Below are 13,188 nucleotides of genomic sequence, written 5' to 3' on the forward strand. Positions count from 1 at the left end.
CGGAAAGAATGACGAGAGCTCTGATCGTGGCGGATCTTCACTTGGATATGTGGTCCGAAGCGGGTCGAGATGCCCTTGAGCGTCTCGATTTTAGCGACGTTGGGCTGATGATTGTCGCCGGGGATCTCACGAATAAACCGAAGGTCAGATGGAAGCAGGCGTTCGAGAGGATCGGGCAGCGCGTCGATCTCGAGCGCGTGTATGTCGTGCCTGGCAACCACGACTATTATCATCACGCGTTGGACGGTGATGACCGGCTCGAGCAGATCGCGCGCGACGCTGGGGTAAACTTCGCGCAGAAGCGAGAGATCATCTGCGGGAGCAAGCGATACCTTTGCTGCACGCTCTGGACGGACTTCCAAAAGGGACCTGGAACTCTCGAGAGTCGGGATCATGATGCCCGGGCGAAGATGAACGATTACCGCTACATTCGCGTGGCCTCAGCGGGCTACCGGAAAGCTCGGCCGGCTGATACGATCGCGAAACACCGCGAGCATCTCTCTTGGCTGCGCTCAAAGCTGGCCGAGGGTTTTGATGGGGAAACCGCGGTTGTCACGCATCATGCACCGACCTTTGATGTTCTCCCAGGAGAACAGAAGCTCAGCTGGTGTTATGCGAGTGACCTGACGGATCTCATTCACGAATATCAGCCGGTCGAGTGGTATTTCGGGCATACGCATCACCGAACTGAGCTCCTTGTCGGGAAGACGCGGGTCGTGAATGTTTCGATCGGATATCCGATGCAGAACATGGGTGGCGCTGTCGAAGGTAAGAAGCCTCGGGTCCGACTGTATCCGAAGGGGCGTCGAGTGTGAGTTCAGCTTTTTCGTGGGAAAGAATGGGGCGCATGGTTTGGTGCCCTTGCGGGTGAAACCTCGCTTCCAGTGATAAAGCTGATGATTGTGTCGGCGAGATCTATGCGTCTAGACCAGCGAGCCAACCGTCCCGGCGCCTAGCTGTGCTGAAAGGCGCGGGCCCCTCCCTTTTGCTCGGGCCTACGCAATCGCCACCCAGAGAACATGAAGGGCCATGTAGATCACGATCAAAGAACCGATCGTGTAGAAGGTCGCCCGGACTTCGTGGGTTTGGCGCGTGGCATAAGCCAAGAAATGCGCAAGCCGTGTGGCAACGAACCCATACATCAGAGCCTGCGCGAGCCAAAGTGCGGGGTCGACCATGACGAACAGGAAACCCGCGACCCAGAAGGCTGGAATGTTCTCCAGGTCGTTTCGATGCATGCGCCGAGACCGATCAACATAGTCGTTGATCTCAAGCTGGGCCGGGTCGGGCGCCTTATTGAGAAGGCCACTTTGAACGTCCTCCGGGCTCGCAAGCCCGGAGTTGGTTTTCTGCATCCGGTAGACCGTCATCCAGCCCTGGCCCATCACTTTGAGCACCATCAGAGCGGCTGCAATCACGTAAGTCGCAAAGACCGGATTTTCCAAGCTCAGTAGGGCCATCGCATTCTCCATGGACCGCTCATTCGGGGCGCGTCACGCCGACGGAACGGCGCCTCTTCAAGCTGTCAGATCGTCGAGCTTGGCATCTGGTGCATTATTTTTCACCGATGTGATGCCATTCTCGCGGGCGGCTTCGCTGCTATAGGCTTCGCTGGTCCCGATAACCTGCCCGTTGGTGGCCTTGAGGTTGAACATCGGTTTGCCCGACGTCGTGGCCTTGCGCTCATAGCGCTCGTCCTGCGGCGCGTTCTTGCGCACGGATGCGATGCCCTGTTCGGCGCTTGCCTTTTGCTTATAACCCTCGCTGGCAAGGATGGTCTCACCGTTCCCGGCTTTCAGTCGAAAGCGGTATTCGCCCGCCTTGTCCTTATAGAGTTCGAATTTTCCAGCCACCTGTCTGTATCCTTTTGAAAACTGCTTACGCGATCAATGTGAAGCGAGCAGTCCTTCGTTGGCAATGCCTTTCGGATACCCCCAATCGCCCACACGGCCAAATTGCAGGGCCATTCGTTCGACGTTGAGCGCAATCAATGTGGCGATGCGCCATCGCTGTGATGCTGAAGCGTGAACACCGAGGGAGTATGACATGGTCAAGAAAATTCTCATCGCAACCGACGGTTCGGACGCGTCAAATCGCGCGGTGGAGCTCGGGGCGGATATTGCCGCGCGCTTCAGCGTGCCGGTCGTGCTGCTCCATGTTCTTTTGCGCGATCACCTTTCGGAGGGGCTGCGGCACATGGCCGAAGTGGAATACAAACCCGCGGAGGGTGGTCGGACCCTCTTCGAAGCGGTTTCGGCGCTGCCCCATGCCCGCTTCCCCCTCGCAGATCTCATACCGAAGAACGCCCGGACCGAGGACGAATTGCTGCGCGCCGTGGCAAAGCGCATTCTCGATGTCGCGGAACGCACGCTGCATGATCATGGCGTGGAGGGCGTGGAAAGTCTGACCGCGGATGGCGATGCCGCCCGCCGGATCGTCGAAGCTGCCGGGGACACCGGCGCAGACATGATCGTGTTGGGCGCGCGGGGGCTATCGGACCTCAAGGCGCTGATTGTCGGAAGCGTTTCTCAAAAGGTCCTGCACCTGTCTCCGGTGACCGTCGTGAGCGTCCGCTGATCTCGAGACATGACCTGCGCGGAGGCGGCGGCCTCGATGGGCGTCCGAGCAGAGCTACGATCGCGGGCGCAATCGTCAACTTCTGATTATGCGCTCTGGACCATGCCCATGGGCCGACATCAAAATCAGCCCATGGTTATCGTTCTTCGTGGTCGCGAAAGCTCAGTGGACCTTCTGATTTTGTGCCGTTCTGAACTTCGAAATCAGAAGGAGATATGCATCGACGCTCTTACTTGTTGGCTATGTGCGGAGGCGAGGTCGGAGGTGAACTGATAGCCCAGCTCGAAGTCCATGTTCTGATCGACCGTGCCGCGCAGCGACAGCCCGAGGGTCAGGGCATCCTGCGATTGCGTGTCCCCGGCGAAGGAGTAATCCATCGTTCCGAGATCGGCGTAACCGAGAGTTTGCGTGAAGCCACCATTGAAAGCATGCCGGTATTCCAGCTGCGCGCCGGGTGTCAGGGTCCCCCAGTCGCGACGCATGTCATATTCGGCCGTGATCCCGATGACGCTCGAAGCTGTCGTGTTTTCGAGCTTTCCGTAGTCTAGCGCCCAAACCGACGAGCCGGTTTCCGAGTAGCTGTCCAGCGACAGTTTCACCACGTCGAGGCGGCCATAGCTCGACGTGCTCCATCGTCCCAATTGCCCGAGCTGCGATAGGCCGAGCGAGCCGAAGAGCATATGGCCGCCGCGCTCGCCTGAAAGCATCACGCCGCCATCGGTCGAGTAACGGTTTTCGCGGAAGTCGAGTTTCCCATAACCGCCTGTCGCATCGAGGAAGAGATCAGGCTTCATCTGCCATGTGGCGTAGAGCGAAACGGTTTTCGCCCGGGAGCGCGACTTGCTTCCATCCGGCCCGAAGGTCGTCCGGTTATACCCGAACCCAAGCGCAGCCCCGGCGGCCATCTCGCTGCCGAAGACCCGATCGACCCCGAGCGTGATCCCCTGCGTCGAGAGCTTGTTGGTATAGCCCCCATCGACCTGATCCCTGCCGAAATCGAGCGTGCCTGTCGCCCAGATACGGTAGGGCAGATCAGAGCCGTTCTGAGCGGGCTGCAAAGCGCGGGAAACGAGATCGATGACCTGCTCCGGCTCCGAGGAGCTCTCCGAATTGGTGGCGGCCGGATCGAGCAGGTAGTTCGTGGTTGGCGTGGTCGCCCCTTGGGCTGCCGACGCCTCCGGCGCACCGCCTGTCCCCGCAAAGGCTTGGGATGTCGTTCCCCAACCGGTGCGGTTCCCGCCCGAGCGCAGCATGCCATGAAGCGTGTCGAGACGCCGATGCGTGTTGTCGATCTGGGTTTGCGCGAAACGATGCGATGTCGAAACCTGCGAGACGATCATGCTCCGCACGGTCGGATCGAGCTCAGGGGCAGGGCGACCGTTGACGGCCAGAGGCTGTGCCGCCGAGCTTGCGGGCGCATTGGCGGCATCCCCGGAGTAATCCGCGGTGATCGAATGCGAACCCGTCGAGAGCGTGCGCGTGGTATAGCTCGCCGTCGAGCCGGATAGCGCGACCGTCGCAATCGCGGTGCCACCGTCGCGGAAGATGATGTTGCCGGTCGGCGAGGCACCGCTCGTCACACTCGCCGTCATCGTGACCGGAACGCCTTGCAGTGCGCTGCTCGACGAAAGGGTCAGCGATACTCCGGTCGCGGCTTTCGAGACGGTAAAGCCCGCGTAGCTTTGCTGATCGGTATTCCCCGCGCCATCCTTCACCTGCACCGTGAAATCATAGGAACCGGCGGTTGTCGGCGTTCCGCTCAGGACACCACCACTGCTCAGGCTGATATTGGACGGAAGGGTGCCCGAGGCGATCGAGAACGTGTAAGGCGCGTTGCCGCTCGTGGCGGTGATCGTCTGGTTGTAGGGCGTGCCGACCATTGCGCCGGGCAGGCTCGTGGTGGAGATCACCGGCGCGGCAGCCGTCACGTTGAACGCGTAGTTTTGCGTTCCGGTATAGGGTCCCGTGCCGGTCGAGCTGTCAGTGGCGGTGATGGAAAAGTTGAAGCTGCCATAGCCCGTCGGCGTTCCGGAAAGCACGCCGCCTGACGAGAGGGTCATGCCAGTGGGCAAGGTGCCAGAAACGGAATAGGTGTAGGGGGAGGTGCCGCCACTCGCTGTGATCGTCTGGCTGTATGCCGTATTCTGCGCCGCATCGGGCAAGGTCGTTGGCGCCACGGAGATCGTCGGTTGGTTTACGGTCAGCGTGTAGGTTTTCGTGGCGCTCGCCGGTGATCCTGTGCCGGTGCTGCTGTCGGTTGCCTTCGCTGTGAAGGAGAAAGTGCCGCCCGCAGTCGGTGTGCCCTTGAGGGTCCCGGAGGTCGTGAGGTTCACCCCCGCAGGTAGGGATCCCGATTGAACTGTAAACGTGTAGGGTGCGATGCCGCCACCGGCCTTGATCACCTGACTATAGGGGCTCCCCACAGTCGCATTGGTAAGAGAGGCTGGCGAGGTAATGCTTATTGTCGCTGAGGCGATCGTCAGCGTGAAGGACTTCGTCACCTTGAAGGGCCCGTTCCCGGTGCTGGAATCGGTGCCTGCGACAGTTAACTGGAAAGTGCCGCTGACCGTGGGTGTGCCGGAAATCGTGATGGATGTGCTGTTGAAGGCTGTGACGCTAAGACCAGCGGGGATGCCGAGGATCGAATAGCCGATATAGGGGGCCGTGCCACCCGAGAAGGTGAAGGTCTGGCTGTAGCTCTGTCCGACGGTTGCGCTAAACGACCCGCTGGCGGCGATGCTCAGGGTGGGATTGCTCACGGTGATCGAGGCGGTCGCCGCGTTCGAAGTTCCGGTGGAATTGGTGCCGGTATAGGAAAAGCTGTCCGCCCCGGCATAGCCGGCGGTGGGCGTGTAGCTGATCGAGGTGCCGCTGACGCTGGTCGTCCCGTGGGAGGGCTGTGAGGTCACCGCAACCGATGTCGGGGTGCCGCCGCCGGAAAAATCGAGCGGAATGCTGTTGGCGCTGCTGCCATAGGCAACCGTCTTCGAGACCGCGCCGGCCACCGGGGCTGCAGGCCCCGAGCCGGTGTAGGCCACGGTGATGATGCCGCCGCTATAGGTCGCCGATTCGAGCCCATCGACCGTGACGATCGGAATGATTTCCAAATTCGACGTGTTGCTCGACGTCGTCACATAGCGCGCCGTGCAGGTGACAGTCGCGTTCGTCTGGTTCGTGCCTGGCGGGCAAATGGTCTGAACCGAGCCGGCGGGAAACGCCTGAAAGGTGATCGACGCGGAATTGTAGGCCCTCGAGTCGGTGTTGAAGGTGACGCTCAGATCAATGGTCTGGCCTGCGCCGGAGAAGGTCGTGGGAGATGCGGTCGGCGTGCCCACGAAGGTGACGGCGGCGGCGGCCTGCCCGACGAAGATCAACGCCGTTGCGATCCCGAGGGCACGCAGCGCTGTGCGCATTTTTTGGTCCAAGCGGCTGGCTGGATTGTCGCTCTGAGTGGAGTTGGCGATTGCCGTAGCGGCAGGTTCACGACATGCGACAAGACGCGCGAACAGGCGCGCAAGCTTGTTGAAAGCTTCCATTTGAAATTGTCCCCGTTTGGCCCCCACAGGCCTGAATTTATTGATTTTCGGCGCGTTGACGTAACGTGCGTCTCATCCCTGTTTTCAATCAGGTGGATAAGTTCGTGGCTGTCAAATCACTAACGCGATTATCACCGATACGTGAGTCGGGCATTTCTCGCCAAGGCGGTGTCTTTCCGGTCGGATCGCAGGGTTTCGCTGCGGTTAGACCGGGTGGCCCGATATCCTCTTTCTCGGTGACACAACGCGCTTCAGTCGCTGGCCTGTCTATGCTCGCGGAAGATCGTGAAAACGCCGCTCGCGATGATGATCGCCGCGCCCACGACCGTCATCGCATCGGGGCTCTCACGCCAGATGAGCCAGCCAAAGAGGGTCGCCCAGAGCAAACCGGTGTAGTCCAAAGGCGCCACGACGACCGCAGGCGCGAAACGGAAGGCTTGCGTGATCATCGTCATCCCGGCGGTTCCGAATATCGCGAGCCCCGCGAAAAGCCAGAGATCCTCGGACCGCACCGGCACCCAGACGAATGGCACGATCAGCGCACTCAGCAGCGCGCCTGCGCCCGTCAGGTAAACAAGCAAAGTCCACACGCTCTCGCGGCTGTTCACCCAACGGGCGCTGAGCATCAGCAGGGCATAGACTAGTGCCGTCGCGACTGGCAGCAGTGACACCAGCTGAAATGTCGCGCCGCCCGGGCGGATGATCACGAGAACCCCGAGAAACCCGACCAGCACGGCGAGCCAGCGCCGCCAACCGACCTCTTCCCCGAGGAAAGCGGCTGAAATCACGGTGATGAAGAAGGGGGCGACGAAGATGAGCGCGGTCGCCTCTGCCAGACCGAGATGGATGAAGCTGGTGAAGAACATCATTGCGGCCCCGACCCAGAGCGCACCGCGCAGCAAATGCGCAAGCGGCCGGTGCGACCGCAAGGCTTTGGGGCCACCGAAGAGCAGCGCGATCACGATGGTGGCCGGCAGGGCGATCACGTTGCGCAGGAATAGGATCTGCAGGGGAGAATAGCCGGCGGTCAGTGCTTTCGCGAAGGCGTCATTGGCGCTCAGACAGGCCACGCCCACGCACATCAGGAAGATGCCCTGCGTGTAAGGTCTCGGCGCGTTGGAAATCGCAGAGCTCATCGTTACCTTCCTGATTGGACCAGCCCTACGAGGAGGGTTCAAACGAGCCAGACCTACACTGTCGGAGGGAGCGCGGAAAGCGCGACATGGTTCTTTGGAGTTCGCCTGCGGGATTAGTCGCCTCTCCCTCAGAGCTTCAGCTTGTATCCGACATGGGTCGGTTCAAATCCCAGACGGTCATAGAAGCGGTGCGCGTCCGGACGGGCCTTGTCCGTGGTGAGCTGAACCAACGAACACCCGCGCGCCCGGCATTCGTTGATCGCCCAGGCAAACATCGCTTCACCGAGCTTGCCGCCCCGGTGATCGCGCGAGATCCGCACCGCCTCGACCTGTCCGCGCCAGGCGCCCTGTCTGGCGAGGCCGGGCAGGAAGCTGAGCTGCAATGTTCCGACGACCGCTCCCTTGCGCTCGGCAACGACCAGCAGCTGGTTAGGGTCGCTTTCGATTGCGGAAAAGGCCGCGTGGTAGGCCTCTGGCAGCGGGTCGCGCAGATCCTCGCGCGTGGCCCCCAGCGGATCGTCGGCCAGCATCTCGACGATCTCGAACAGATCGGTCTCGCGAGCCGGGCGAATGGTCAGCGCTGTATCGATCATGGTCTTGTCCTCCTTCAAGCGCGGCAGATTCGAGCGCGATCGCCCCCACCCGAACCCCGTCACACCTGTCCGGCCACCGTGACGGTCGCGCCGAGGTAGCCGATCGAGGCGGCCAGTGCGGCCACCCAGCGCAGATGGTTCCAGCGGGTCCAGTCGCGCGTGTAGCTGGACCAATAGGCATGTGCGTCGGGGCTTCGGTGCTCCATGCCGTCAAGACGCTGATTCATCGGCACGTTCTTGCGGGCGGTGACCGCCACGACACCGACGATGTAGAACCCGGCGGCCGCGGCGAGCCAGAGCGCCACGTCAGGTTCCGCAAGGAATATCCCGACGACGGCGAGCAGGATCGAGACGAAGGCCAGCCCGAGCAGGAGCGTGGCGAATAGCGACCGATAGACCTCACGGTTTATCATCTGCATCGCTTCGATCCCGGCTGCGGGTTCGGCGCGTCCAAGCGCGCGCATCACGAAATCGGAGAAGGAGAGAAACACACCTGCGACGAGGCCTGTGGCGAGCGTTGCGGCGACGAGGCTGATTTCGAAGAGTTGTTGGATCATTGGGGTGTCTCCTTTTGGAGCGTTCAGTTGGGGGTGCCGGCGGCGCTGTGAAGGTGGCAGCGCTCGAGGAAAGTCAGCCTTTTGGATGTCATGCACGGCAGACTTCCCCGGTCATATCGATCACGCCCGGAAGCGCCGCGCTGGCACGGCAGGCTCAGCGCGCGGGCTGCGCCGTGGAGAGTCCGGGTGCCCGCTGCCAAAGGCGGCGGCGGAATGCGGCGAGGCAGAGCGCGGCGAGGATCAGTTCCACGATGAGGGCACCGATCACGTTACCCGAGGGCATCCCGTCCGCGATCAGTCCGACCAGCCGTCCGACCGGAAAGGCGATGAAGACCGTCAGGGTCGCAGCCATGGAGACGGGCAGGGCTGCCTGCCGCCAGAGGCCGAGCAGCATCAGAAGGCCGAACCCCGCGAGCCCGGCGCCGGGTGCGCGCAGTTCGCTAAGCAGGTTGGCGTCGTCGCCCAACGTGATGCCGTAGCTGGCGTAGAAGGCGTGCGGCACGAACAGGATCAACGCGCCGATGGTGAACGCGGTAAGGCCGGAGAGGCCGAGCGCGATCTTCTCGAACAGGGTGGGTCTCATGTCATGTTCCTTTCGTGGGGCGGTATCAGGCAGCGCTTGTCCAGGCGCCGGTGCGGGCGGCGGCCCGGGCGAAATCCGTAAAGTCGCGGGGCGCACGGCCGAGCGCGCGCATAACGCCGTCCGTGGTGTGGGCGTTGCGCCCGTCCAGCGTTTCGCGCGCGATGGCCGTGAAGACGTCAGCGACGAAATCGCCGCCCGCCTGCGCGACGGCCTCGCGGAACGCCTCGAAGCTGATCGGGATGTGCCGGATCTCGCGCCCGGTGGCCCTCGAAAGCTCGCCTGCCATGTCGGCAAATGTCATCAGCCGCGGGCCTGTCACCTCATAGAGTTCGCCCTTATGGCCGTCTTCGGTCAGCGCGGCGACGACGACCTCGGCAATGTCGTCGATGTCGATGATGGGCTCGGCGATATCGCCGCCGGGCATCGGAAGGATACCGGCAAGGACCGGATCGCGAAGGTAGCCCTCGGAGAAGTTCTGGGCGAACCAGGCTGCCCGGACGATCGTGAAGTCGATGCCGGACTTGCGCACCACCTCTTCGCCCAGACGGGCGTGGTGTTCGCCGCGACCGGAGAGCAGCACGAGGTGTTCGACGCCGACGTCGCGGGCCGTCTCGCAGAGGGACTCCAGCTTTTCCACCGCGCCGGGGAAAGCAAGGTCGGGAAAGTAGGTGACGTAGGCTGCGCGCGCTCCGCGCAGGGCTGGCGCCCACGTCTCCGGCGCGTCCCAGTCGAAGGGCGTTGCAGAACTGCGCGAGCCGCGGCGCACGGGAAGGCCCCGCGCCTCGAGGCGGTTGGCGACACGGCGGCCGGTCTTTCCGGTGGCGCCGATGACGAGAATCTCCCGGTCTTGCATGGGCTGTCTCCCTGGTTTCGGTTTCGATAACCAAGGGATAAGCGGGGGAGGCAGCGCGGTCTTGACCGGTGAGGCCAGCCTTTTGACCGACGTCGCCAGCGCGCCCGTCAGCGGTGGGTCAAATCCTTGCGGTAGCTCGCCGGCGTCGTGCCGACCCAGCGCTTGAACGCGCGGGTAAAGGCGCTCTGCTCGGAAAACCCGGTGAGGAACGCGATTTCTGCCAAAGAATGACTTTCGTCCCGCAAGAGCCCCTCGGCGAGATCGCGGCGGGTTTCTTCGGTGAGGCTCTGAAAGTTCACCCCGTGCTCGGAGAGGCGCCGGTGAAAGGACCGCGCACTGAGCCCGAGACTGCGGGCGATCTCGGCCATTTTGGGTGCGCCCTCGCTGAGGGCTTGGGCGATTGCGGTTTTCGCCTGCGAGACGAGCGCGGGCTCCTGCGTGATCTCGGCCATTTCCGCGTCGAGGTGCTTTGTTAGATATTTTGAAATACCCTCGTCGCCGAGGATATTGGGCCGGGCCAGCGTCTCGTTGTCATAGAAGATCGCGTCGAGATCGGCTCCGAAGCGCACCGGACAGCCGAACCAGTCTTCGTGGGCAGTAATCGAGCGCGGGGCGGGATGCCGGACCAGCACTTCCACGGGCGCGAGGGGCACTGGGGAGACCTGCCTTGCGATGGACACGGCGCTCGTAAGGGTCGCCTCGTTCGACAGCCGCATCCCGAGGCGCCGCTCGCCTTCGCGGTGCAGGATGAAGAGGGTGCCCCCGGCCTCCGGCCGCAACTCGTATTCGACGACGCTGGTCCAGAGGCGCGCATAGCGTTCGACCCGCGCGTAGGACGCCCCGAGCGTCGTTGCGGCCTTGAAGGCCAGTCCAAGCGCACCGTATTCATCAAGCCGCATCGAGGCGCCCGTGCGCAGCGGAAGATCCGTCACGTCGATCTGATCGGCAATTTTCTCGAGCATGTCGTAGTAACGCTCGGCGGAAACCATCCGCCCTGCGTTCCAGGGATCGTCAGGAGTAATCCCGACGGTGGCCAGCATCGCGGCAGCGTCAACGTCACCGCCTGCTGCGGCGACGATCTTGCGTGCGAAGAGAGACGTCACATACCCCATGCCCCGTATCCTACGGTGCGCGTGGTGAGCCGCCAAGCTCACGTTGGCCCCGAGCGCGCGGCGGGCAGGGTGGCCTCTTTTCGCCAGCCCTTCCATCCAACAAGAGCGTGCAGGAGGAAGGTCCCGGCCCCATCCGGACCTTCGTTGCTGAAGCTGATGTCGCGACGCGGCTTCGTCCGAGCCGACATTCCCGCCTCCGGTTTTGAAGGTCGAATTTTGGCTCGAATTCATGCAGCGCAAGACGCCCCACCTTGGAGAGATGTGAGCGTCTTATATCGCTACATCGAGCCGCAGCTGATCGATGTCCTTCTTGGGAGGATTTCCGAACAGCCGGGAGTATTCCCGGCTGAACTGCGAGGGGCTTTCATAGCCTACTTGGAAGGCCGCGCTGGCTGCATCGAGATGGTCGTTGAGCATCAATTGGCGCGCCTCGTTCAGACGGAGCCATTTCTGGTATTTGAGCGGGCTCATCGTGGTGAGCTCGCGGAAATGCTGGTGAAAGGTCGAACTGCTCATCTGTGCGCGGGCCGCGAGGTCGTCCACCCGGAGGGGCTCGGCATAGTTGAGCTTCATCCAGTTGAGCAGGGCGAGAATGCGTTGGTTCGGGCTACCGGCGGCAACGAAGGACCACAGACGGTCCCCCTGATCGCTGCGCAGGAGCCGATAGTGGATTTCCTGCCGGATCAATGGCGCAAGAACGGGGAGGGCCTCGGGATCGTCCAGAAGCGCCACGAGCCGCTCCAGCGGGGCGAGAAGGTCAGAGGTCATGGTGCCCACCGCGATACTGCTGCGCTCCTTTGCGTGAGAGGGCGGTGGCGTCACGTTGCGCGCGACCATCTCGGCCAGCATCCTCTGGTCGAGCTTCAGGACCAGTCCAAGGCAGGGCCGTTCTTCGCTCGCCTCGATGATCTGCGTCTGCCCGGGGATTTCCAGAGAGGTGATCAGAAAACCGGACGGGTCGTATCGATGCGGCGCGCCGCCCACGAACATCTGCTTGGCCCCTTGCGCCACGACCAGAAGCGCGGGTTCGACCAGGCAGACATCCGGCTCGGTCGGGCGCGTGCGCCGGAAGAAGCTCAGATCGGGGAGAGGGGTCGAGACATCTTCCGAACCCTCGGCCCATTTCGCGATCATCGCGGCGAGGGCGTCGTGCGAATGTCCATATCGGATGGTCTGCTCATTCATCGGCATGATGCCCCGTCTACAGGTCGGAGCCGCCCTCAGGCGGCTCCGAGCATTTTATCACAGGTTCTCGGTGAAGAAGCTGGTGAATTTGTCGAAGGGGATCTTGTCGACCTGATCGTAGAGATCGGTGTGGTTCGCATCTTCGACGATGAACAGCTCTTTCGGTTCGGCCGCAGCGGCGTAAGCCGTCTCGCTGAAATAGAGCGAATGCGCCTTGTCGCCGTGAACGAAAAGGCTCGGACGCGGCGAAATCTCGTCGATATAGGTCAGGAGCGGCATGTTCATGAACGACAGCGGCGTCGTCAGCGTCCAGGACGCGTTCGAGTTGACCGACCGGGGGTGGAAGCCGCGCTCTTCGGACTTGTAGTAGCTGGCGTATTCCACGACGAATTGCGGCTCGCCGCCCTGAATTTCGAGCGAGACCGGGCCATAGGCCGGAGCGCCGTTTTCCGCATCGACCCAGCGCTGCTGACCGAGCGCCTCGAGAGCTTCCGCGCGCTGCTCGGGCGTGGTGCTGTCGAAGTAGCCTTTGGCCATCATCCGGCTGATGTCATACATCGTGGTGACCGCCACGGCCTTGACCCGCTTGTCCACCGCGGCTGCGTTCAGGCCCATGCCGCCGAAGCCGCAAATCCCGAGGATGCCGATGCGCTCGCGATCGACCGCCTCCAGCAGACCGAGATAGTCGACGGCGGCGCTGAAATCCTCGGTGTTGATGTCGGGCGAGGCGACATTGCGCGGGCTGCCGCCGCTTTCGCCTGTGAAGGACGGGTCGAATGCCAGGGTCACGAAGCCGCGCTCGGCGAGCGTCTGCGCGTGGAAGCCGGAGGATTGCTCTTTCACGGCGCCGAACGGGCCGCTGATCGCGATTGCGGCAAAGGGGCCGTCGCCCTTGGGAGCATAGAGATCGCCCGCCAGCGTGATGCCGTAGCGGTTGGTGAAGGTGACCTTGCTGTGGTCGACCTTGTCGCTTTTCGGGAAGGTTTTGTCCCAGTCTTGCGTGAGTTCCATCATGTGTCCTTTCGAGATCGACGCGCCAATCTGCTTAGCGGCGTT

Annotated in this window: 13 protein-coding genes; 2 read left to right on the plus strand and 11 right to left on the minus strand. The window is 62.5% G+C overall.

Translation table 11 applies throughout. The features are described 5' to 3' along the window. The first annotated feature begins 8 nt into the window (after positions 1 to 8). A complete protein-coding gene (locus tag AKL02_RS04040; protein WP_083078618.1) occupies positions 9 to 815 on the plus strand; it encodes a metallophosphoesterase in 807 nt (268 codons plus the stop codon). 180 nt (positions 816 to 995) lie between these two features. Here AKL02_RS04040 and AKL02_RS04045 read toward each other — a convergent pair whose 3' ends face one another. Both AKL02_RS04045 and AKL02_RS04050 read right to left on the minus strand, forming a co-directional pair. Beyond that, complete coding sequence (locus AKL02_RS04045; protein WP_078540431.1) at positions 996 to 1,460, minus strand: MAPEG family protein; 465 nt, start codon at positions 1,458 to 1,460, stop codon at positions 996 to 998. 57 nt (positions 1,461 to 1,517) lie between these two features. After that, entirely contained in the window at positions 1,518 to 1,853 is a 336-nt protein-coding gene (locus AKL02_RS04050) for a YegP family protein (protein ID WP_078545629.1), read from the minus strand. 193 nt (positions 1,854 to 2,046) lie between these two features. Here AKL02_RS04050 and AKL02_RS04055 point away from each other — a divergent pair, with 193 nt between their 5' ends. Next, entirely contained in the window at positions 2,047 to 2,577 is a 531-nt protein-coding gene (locus tag AKL02_RS04055) for a universal stress protein (RefSeq protein WP_083078621.1), read from the plus strand. Positions 2,578 to 2,780: 203 nt separating this feature from the next. Here AKL02_RS04055 and AKL02_RS04060 read toward each other — a convergent pair whose 3' ends face one another. From AKL02_RS04060 to AKL02_RS04100, 9 genes are all read right to left on the minus strand, one after another. Beyond that, on the minus strand, positions 2,781 to 5,990 hold the full coding sequence (locus AKL02_RS04060; protein ID WP_165757000.1) for an autotransporter family protein: 3,210 nt from the start codon (positions 5,988 to 5,990) through the stop codon (positions 2,781 to 2,783). A 374-nt stretch (positions 5,991 to 6,364) separates the two neighbouring features. Then, entirely contained in the window at positions 6,365 to 7,249 is an 885-nt protein-coding gene (locus AKL02_RS04065) for a DMT family transporter (RefSeq protein ID WP_083078627.1), read from the minus strand. A gap of 128 nt (positions 7,250 to 7,377) precedes the next feature. Further along, complete coding sequence (locus tag AKL02_RS04070) at positions 7,378 to 7,842, minus strand: GNAT family N-acetyltransferase (RefSeq protein ID WP_083078630.1); 465 nt, start codon at positions 7,840 to 7,842, stop codon at positions 7,378 to 7,380. 59 nt (positions 7,843 to 7,901) lie between these two features. Then, positions 7,902 to 8,399 (minus strand): anthrone oxygenase family protein, encoded by a 498-nt coding sequence (locus AKL02_RS04075; RefSeq protein ID WP_083078633.1) that lies wholly within the window; start codon positions 8,397 to 8,399, stop codon positions 7,902 to 7,904. A gap of 154 nt (positions 8,400 to 8,553) precedes the next feature. Next, positions 8,554 to 8,982, minus strand: coding sequence for a DUF4345 domain-containing protein (locus tag AKL02_RS04080; RefSeq protein ID WP_083078635.1), 429 nt, complete (start codon positions 8,980 to 8,982; stop codon positions 8,554 to 8,556). Between the two features lie 25 nt (positions 8,983 to 9,007). Continuing rightward, positions 9,008 to 9,835, minus strand: a complete 828-nt coding sequence (locus tag AKL02_RS04085; RefSeq protein WP_083078637.1) for an NAD(P)H-binding protein — start codon at positions 9,833 to 9,835, stop codon at positions 9,008 to 9,010. Positions 9,836 to 9,942: 107 nt separating this feature from the next. Next, positions 9,943 to 10,947 (minus strand): AraC family transcriptional regulator, encoded by a 1,005-nt coding sequence (locus AKL02_RS04090; RefSeq protein WP_083078639.1) that lies wholly within the window; start codon positions 10,945 to 10,947, stop codon positions 9,943 to 9,945. Positions 10,948 to 11,217: 270 nt separating this feature from the next. Continuing rightward, a complete protein-coding gene (locus tag AKL02_RS04095; RefSeq protein WP_083078642.1) occupies positions 11,218 to 12,138 on the minus strand; it encodes an AraC family transcriptional regulator in 921 nt (306 codons plus the stop codon). Between the two features lie 51 nt (positions 12,139 to 12,189). Continuing rightward, positions 12,190 to 13,143, minus strand: coding sequence for an alpha/beta hydrolase (locus tag AKL02_RS04100; RefSeq protein WP_083078836.1), 954 nt, complete (start codon positions 13,141 to 13,143; stop codon positions 12,190 to 12,192). Positions 13,144 to 13,188: the final 45 nt, after the last annotated feature.

The organism is Thioclava electrotropha, from assembly GCF_002085925.2.
Classification (GTDB): Bacteria; Pseudomonadota; Alphaproteobacteria; order Rhodobacterales; family Rhodobacteraceae; genus Thioclava; species Thioclava electrotropha.